Raw genomic sequence first — 8055 nt, 5'->3', positions numbered from 1 at the left:
AAACGGTCCTGCTTTCATCAGAATGAGCTGATTGCGGTTCATTTAAGACAGAATTACATCATCCGGACACAATTCCATCGTTGATGTTTCCCATTCTTAACGGGAACAACATCTCTATTGAATAAGTAATAATAACAAAAGTGAGATTAGGAACGCAGCCCCCCGGCTTGTCGTTCACGTGTTCTTGATTACTCCGTCAGCATGCATCCCGTCAACGACCGTGAGCCCAAATTTTCTTATTAAGGCAGAAGGTTACTTCACGAGTCCGCAAAGCCCCACTACACCTGCATCCGATGAACATGACGAGTCGCAGGCCAATAAAAACGTGGGTTCTGCTATAGCACAATTAATGGTCGTCAAATAAGGGCGTTAATAAAAATGTTTGGACTTTTTCCACAATTTAATTATTTTATTGAACACGACCAAACGATCTTATATTCAATTTTTCTAAATTTTACTCAATATATCTGCACATCATTACGAAGAACACCGTATTTCAAGCGCTTGCACGGCATTCGGTAAATTTAAATTTTTTATAATTTTTTCTTAAAATACTTATTGACATCCACCTATACTTTCACCTTTTAACCCGTACACCTGCCATGGTCACCACCTCCACCGAACAAACACCGGCCTTCAACAGTACAGTACTACATGCATTGGCCGTCGCACCTGTAGTAAGGACATCATCAACCAGGCAAATACACCGCCCCACAAGGAGTTCCGACCGCTCGACGGAAAATGCACCACGCAGATTCCTCCTCCTCTCTCCCCCATCCAGACCGGCCTGTGGTGCCGTCTCCCTGACACGTTGTAGCAGAAACGTGTTGAGGCGCTCATTTCTATTTCCAAATAGAAGACGGGCCAGGAGCACAGCCTGGTTGTACCCCCGGGATCGTAAACGGCCGATATAAAGCGGAACCGGTATTATCCAGTCAAATCTGGCAGGGTCAGCCCATTCTGACCGATTAACAATCGTTGCAAGTGACGGAAGTACACTGGTATCGGATTGATATTTTAAGCGGTGAAGAAGCCCACGTACCGGCTCTGCATAGTCGCATACAGATGTAGCTCCGTGATACGACGGGGGCCGTGTAAGACATGTACCGCAGAGATGGTTGGAATCCACATGTCCGACATAAGCGATACCACACCTCCTGCAACCATCTTTCCCCCTGTACTTCACCTGGTCAAGGCAGGTGTCACAAATGCCATGTAATCCATCTCTTGTATTTACCGTAACTCCGCATACTCTGCAGATATCCGGCAGCACTAAATCTACGAGTGCCCGCCACGGAACGATTCGCTTCATCACTTCTGTCCTCATCTTTACTGGCACACATCAAAATTACCTTTTCTCAAGAAGGGTTAACTCATATCTTTTTCACCTGTTACCCATTTGCGGTCTTTGCATTTTCAACTAAACATGGCATAATGGTCTGGGTTTTCCCGGCGGCCTGTAATCGCCGGTCATGAGTTCAATTTTCAATGCGAAATCAATCCATTAACACTAATTCACCGGGCTTGCAAGGATCATCCGGCAACCCGGCTTCGATCGTGCCACATCAATAACACAAAGGATTTCCTCATGATTTTTCACAGAAAAGTTCAGTCCCTGTTCCATCAACACAGGTTCTCTGCACCGCTCGTCTGCGCCCTCTTTCTGCTCCTCATGACGGGGCCGGTCACAGCAACAGCTGCAGAACAGAACACCGCTTTTCTTCCCCTGAAAATCAACAGCTTTAAAGATAATGAACGCATTACCTCCATGGCGGACGTGGCACTGCTCGATGCACTTTCACAGCACGACCTGTTGCCTGTGGCACGGAATCAGGCTGAAACGATTGCTGACTACACCGGAAGCTGGCCTCCCCCACCCAAGCTGCTCCAGGATGTTGCCAGGCTCACCGGTTTTGAAAACGTTGCAGCGGGCAGCCTCACTATGATTGGCTCACAACTTAGTGTAGACATGAAGGTTTTCGACCTGCTGGCACCTTCAAGTCCACAATATTTTTTCCGCAAAGCGGAATCCATTGAAGATCTTCCCACTGCCATAGAAGGTATACTCCTCGATATCCTGGCCTATACCGGCCGGGAGTTCCGTATCGCCTCCATCTCGCCCAAGGGGAACAAACGTATCGACTCCGGTGCCATCTTGAGAAAAATCTCCAGCAAGGCTGGAGGCTCATACAACCAGGCAACCCTTCGTGAAGACTTAAAAGCCATTTACTCAATGGGTTACTTTAATGATGTCCAGATCGACGTGACTGACGGACCCCAGGGAAAGGACATCATATTTACTGTAGTAGAAAAACCAGTCATTGCCTCCGTCACCTTCACCGGCGCCGATGAAGTAGGCGAAGAAGACGTAAGAGGTGCGGCGAATATCCGTGAACACTTCACTCTTAACCCGGCCAAGATAGATGCTGGCAAAGAGGCGATCCTTGAACTCTACAAGTCAAAGGGGTTTTACAATACCCAGGTTACAACAGATATCTCCTATCCTACTGACGAGGGTGCCGTCATTGAATATACTATTGATGAAGGTTCCAAGGTCTACATTAAAGAGATCAGTTTTGAGGGCAACACCACCTTTGACGACGATGAGCTTCGTGATGAAATCGAGTCCGGTGAAAAAGGTTTCTTCTCCTGGCTGACCGCCACTGGCTTACTGGAAATGGATAAAATCCGCCAGGATGCAGGCCGCATTGTGACCTTTTACCAGAACAATGGTTTTCTTGAGACCAAGATCGGTGAACCTCAGATACGACAGGAAGAGGATTGGCTGTATATCACCTTTTCTATTGAAGAGGGCCCCCGCTTCAAAGTTGGAACTGTCAAAATTGAAGGCGATGTCATAGCTGACCAGACAACCCTGCTCAACCTTCTCTCCATTCGCAAACAGGAATATCTTAACCGATCCGTATTGCGCGAAGACATGATGTCGATCACAGACTATTATGCGGAACAGGGATATGCCTTTGCCAACGTCCGACCCCTGATGGAGAAATCCAGCTCCGGTGGCCGGATCGATATCTCCTTTGACATTGACCAGGGCGAATTGGTCTACGTGAACCGCATCACTATCAAAGGAAACAACCGAACCCGGGACAACGTCATAAGAAGAGAGCTCAGGATTGCTGAAGGCGGCGTATTCAATTCAAAAGCATTGCGCGACTCCTCCAAGGCACTGCAACGGTTGCAGTATTTTGAAGAGGTTAATGTCACCCCGGAACCAACCATGGACCCATCGCGCATGAACATTGCCATCGATGTCAAGGAGAGATCCACCGGAACCTTCTCTGTCGGTGCCGGCTATTCCTCTGTTGACGATTTGATCATCATGGGTTCCATTTCTGAAAACAACTTCCTGGGCCGCGGTGACAAACTCTCTCTCAGTGCCAATCTTGGCGGTTCCAGCTCCCGCTATAATCTCGCCTACACCAACCCGCATGTCAATGACTCAGATCTCAGCTGGGGGCTTGACCTGTTCGATACCGAACGGGAATACGACGATTACACCAAGGACTCCATGGGTGGCGGTCTTCGCGTCGGTTACCCTCTCTGGGAGAAATGGAAAATTTACGGTAACTACAGTTACACCGATACTGACCTGACAGATGTAGACGACGATGCGTCTTACATCATCAGGAATTCTGTCGATCTTAATGTCACAAGTGCTATCAAGGCCACACTAGTACGCGACACTCGTGATAAACTTTTTGGCGCAACTGAAGGCTCCCGCCACCAGTTCTCCGTCAAATACGGCGGCGGACCTCTGGGTGGTGACGCTGAATTCACCAAGTATGAGGCATCAACCAGCTGGTATTTTCCACTGGTATGGAAAACGACTTTCCATTTCAAGGGTGCCCTCGGACAAGTTGATGAAAACGAGACCGATAAATTACCGGTATATGAACGTTTCTATCTAGGAGGCATGAGAACCATTCGCGGTTTCGAGTATGGTGATGTCAGCCCCATTGATGATGAAACCGGTGAAAGAATCGGTGGCGAAAAGATGTGGTACACCAATTTCGAGATAATCTTCCCGATCGCTGAAGGACAAGGTATACAGGGACTCGTTTTCTTTGATGCAGGCCAATCAATCATCGGCGACTGGAGCTTTGACGACTATGAGAAGGCCACCGGCCTTGGTATCCGCTGGTTTTCGCCCATGGGTCCGATCAGCATCGTCTGGGGGTACAACCTCGATCCACGTGATGATGAAGAATCATCTGTCTTCGATTTCAGCATTGGTGGTACATTCTAACGCCCCATTCTGGATTCATCGCTCTTGTAAAAGGAAGTCGTTTTGGGAAACCAAACTCGCCTGATACAACAAACATAACGCATGTATATTGCCGGTGTCACATTGTGTCGCCGGCACTTTTTTTATGATGGTCAAAGAATACCTGAAAACGCTAGAAGAGAGTAATGTACTCAGGGTGTCGGGACTGCGAGGATCAGCCCCCGCCTGGCTGAGCGGTCAGCTTTCAGCCTCACGCAGTTGCTGCTGCATCCTGCCTGATGAGCACCTCGTTCCCATCTTTGAGCAGGACCTGCGCCTTTTTACCGGGGAACAGGTTGTTGTTTACCCTGGTTACGAGATACCAGCCTACACTCCACTCTCTCCTGACCAGCAAACGACCGCAGCCCGACTCTCAACCCTCTATCATCTTCACGAACACCCCGGCAAGAAAACAGTCGTTACCTCTATCGAAGCACTGATGCGCAGGGTCATCCCAGCCAACATCCTTTCAAGTGCAGCAGAATTGATATTGGCAGGAGACAGCTGTGACCGCGACCTGCTCATCACCACTCTTACCAAACTCGGGTACGAGCAGGTATCCCTGGTCCAGTCGGTGGGCGATTACGCTGTTCGCGGTGGTATCCTGGATATTTACCCGCCTCCCTTTATCACCGAAAAAGACACCGTTCACGATGGTCCACTCCGGCTCGACTTCTTTGGGGATGTGGTCGAATCATTAAGGGTTTTCAACCCGATAACCCAGCGTTCAACAGACGAACTTACCGAAGCGGTACTTCTTCCTGTTCATGATGTTGTAATTGACCGCCACCTCGACCGACAGGCATCCATAGCCCGCCGCTTTAAAAAGCAGGGAATCTCTGACAATTGGTCCGAAGATGAAACGGCGAGAATGGTAGATCGCATCGCAACAGGCCGGAGATTTGCGGGGATGGAATTTTTCCTGCCCCTCTTTTATGGCGATAATAGTACACCCACGTCATCGGTCTTCGACTATCTCCCGGAAGATATGCTCTTTATCCTGATTGAACCAGAAGGGATCAATCAAAGCATGGACCTGGTTTTTGAAAGAACAGAGAACAATTACCGCGAGGCCTCCGGACTCAATCAACCAGCCCTGCCGCCCGATACCATCTTCCTCGACCAAGAGTGGCTGCTTAACTCCTTAAACCAACGCAAACAACTCCTTATCAGCGATTTTAATAGCGAGGGGAACGAGCACACTACCATCCGCACCACAAGCCACCAACTCCTGCGTCAGGAGATATCGCTGAAACGTAACAAAACCGGACTCATCATGCCGCTTAGCGAGAAGATCAGGCAATGGCAGGATGACGACGAGAAAGTTGTACTCTGCTGCCGATCAGAGCGCCACACCCGTAACCTCTCTGAACTTTTGAACCAACATCACCACGAGGTTGTGTTTACTGAACCACCCCTTGACCTTAGCAACATACTGGCGTTTGAATCAGCTGATAGGCTATGGATCTGCAACCACCCTTTATCAGAAGGGTTTTCACTTACAGACCAAAAATTTCACCTCCTCTCCGATAGTGAGTTGTTTGGTGAAATGCGCCTTGGCAGCCGAAAAAAGAATAAGCGTACGCAAGGGGAGCCAATCCGCTTCGCAGAATTACAGGAAGGTGACATTGTCGTTCACAGCGATCATGGACTTGGTATATACTGTGGCCTGAAAACCATTGACATCCAGAATGTCACCAATGACTTCATGCTCATTGAGTACCGGGACGGTGATCGACTCTACCTGCCTGTTGACCGCTTGAATCTTATCTCGAAATATGAAGGCCTCTCAGATCGACAACCGAAAATTGACAAGCTAGGTGGCCAAAATTGGAAAATAACCAAGGCCAAAGTCAAGGAAGAGGTATGGAAAGTCGCCCACGAACTGCTCGACATTTACGCCAGGAGGGAAATGCAGAAAGGTCGCAGGTTCTCCACCCCCGGGCGCCTCTTCTCTGAACTTGAGGAGTCTTTCCCGTTTGACGAGACCTCCGGCCAGAACCAGGCAATCAATGATGTCATCTCTGATCTCACCTCAGATCAGCCTATGGACCGATTGGTCTGCGGCGATGTTGGTTATGGCAAAACCGAGGTAGCCATTCGGGCAACCTTCAAGGTGGTTGAAGACAACATGCAGGTTGCCGTTCTTGTTCCCACCACTGTACTCGCTGAGCAGCACACAAAGACCTTTCGGGAGAGGCTTGCCGGTTTTCCGGTTACCATTGAATGTATCAACCGTTTCCGCACCACCAGCCAGCAAAGAACAATCCTTAAAGATGCAAAGGCCGGGAAAATCGATATCCTTATCGGTACCCATCGTTTGCTGTCGAAGGACGTGCAATTCAAGGATCTTGGCTTATTGATTGTGGACGAGGAACACCGCTTCGGGGTTTCCCATAAGGAAAAAATCAAAAAGATGAGGGCCGAGGTTGACATCCTCACTCTCACGGCCACGCCGATTCCCCGCACCCTGCAAATGTCTCTTCTGGGCATCCGGGATCTTTCTGTAATTTCAAGTCCACCTGAACACAGGCGCCCAGTCAAGACATTTGTCGCCCGTTATGACAACCTGGTCATCAAGGAAGCCGTGACCAGGGAACTACGCCGCAAGGGTCAGGTCTTTATTATTCACAACCGGGTCAAGTCGATTCATTCCGTTGCTACAGACATCCAGAAACTCGTCCCGGATGCTCGAATAGCCATAGCCCACGGCCAGATGGCCGGCAAAGAGCTTGAGGATATCATGGTCCGGTTCGTCAACCGCGAAGTCGACGTACTGGTCTGCACCACTATTGTTGAATCGGGTCTTGACATACCTACCGCCAACACCATTATCATTAACCGCGCAGACCTTCTGGGTCTGGCCGAAATTTATCAACTACGAGGTCGTGTCGGGCGTTCTTCCACTCAGTCGTTTGCCTACCTCCTGGTTCCCTCAATAGACAGCCTGAGCAAGGATTCACGAGACAGGCTCCGCGCACTTATGGACTGCAACGAACTTGGCGGTGGGTTCAAGCTGGCAATGAATGACCTGCAAATAAGAGGCGGTGGCAACCTGCTCGGCGTATCCCAATCTGGCCATATCGCGGCAATCGGATATGACCTCTATCTCGATTTACTCCAGAAAACGGTGGCCGACCTCAAGGCACGCGCTCGAAACGGTGAAGATCTCACCATGGAGGAAGATCTTGATCCCGAAATCAACCTGCAGGTTTCAGCTTATATACCCGAAAAATATATGCTCGATATCAGCCAGCGTTATGTAACCTACCGTCGCATAGCAGCTCTTACCAACTCCACAGAAGAAGCACATAACGATTTACGACTGGAACTCGAAGACAGATACGGACCGCTGCCGGAGGAAACAGAAAATCTGTTCCGGGTCGTAGCCCTCAAGCAGAAGCTGAAGGCACTGCGCATTCAGAAACTTGAGAAAGGCCGGGACACCCTTGTCTTCTCTTTTCTTGATGACACACCTGTCACCCCTGAAAAACTGCTGATCTATCTACAAAGCGGACCAAACAGGAAACGGAAGGCTCCGTCAAAACTCACCCCGGACGGGCGGCTGGTGGTCTCCACCGCCATGCCCACCGTGGAAATGACCTTTACTTGCGTGGAGGACTCTCTTTACCAGTTGGAAAACATGACCACCGAATAACCCGGCCCTCTCACGGTTGTCGCGACAGAGCCCGGGAAATTAAACCTCACTCGCTGCATAACGATCTGATTATCGTAACCACCTCATATCACAACATAACAGAGTTTCT

General features: G+C 49.5%; 3 protein-coding genes. 2 read left to right on the top strand and 1 reads right to left on the bottom strand.

The features are described from left to right. Positions 1-577 precede the first annotated feature (577 nt). Positions 578-1312, bottom strand: a complete 735-nt coding sequence (locus GA520_RS26975; protein ID WP_163336979.1) for a ComF family protein — start codon at positions 1310-1312, stop codon at positions 578-580. A 276-nt stretch (positions 1313-1588) separates the two neighbouring features. Here GA520_RS26975 and bamA point away from each other — a divergent pair, with 276 nt between their 5' ends. Both bamA and mfd read left to right on the top strand, forming a co-directional pair. Then, entirely contained in the window at positions 1589-4270 is a 2682-nt protein-coding gene (gene bamA, locus GA520_RS26970; RefSeq protein WP_163336978.1) for an outer membrane protein assembly factor BamA, read from the top strand. A gap of 124 nt (positions 4271-4394) precedes the next feature. After that, positions 4395-7946, top strand: coding sequence for a transcription-repair coupling factor (mfd, locus tag GA520_RS26965; protein ID WP_163336977.1), 3552 nt, complete (start codon positions 4395-4397; stop codon positions 7944-7946). Positions 7947-8055: the final 109 nt, after the last annotated feature.

This window comes from Desulfopila sp. IMCC35008 (assembly GCF_010646885.2).
In the GTDB taxonomy this organism is placed as follows: Bacteria; Desulfobacterota; Desulfobulbia; order Desulfobulbales; family Desulfocapsaceae; genus Desulfopila.
The sequence above is the reverse complement of the archived record's forward strand: the minus strand, read 5'-3'. Positions and strand labels throughout refer to the sequence as shown.

What these genes read in the sequence shown, in the direction of transcription:
- GA520_RS26975 (WP_163336979.1), bottom strand. Translation starts at nt 1,312, where the DNA reads ATGAAGCGAATCGTTCCGTGGCGGGCACTCGTAGATTTAGTGCTGCCG.
- bamA (WP_163336978.1), top strand. Translation starts at nt 1,589, where the DNA reads ATGATTTTTCACAGAAAAGTTCAGTCCCTGTTCCATCAACACAGGTTC.
- mfd (WP_163336977.1), top strand. Translation starts at nt 4,395, where the DNA reads ATGATGGTCAAAGAATACCTGAAAACGCTAGAAGAGAGTAATGTACTC.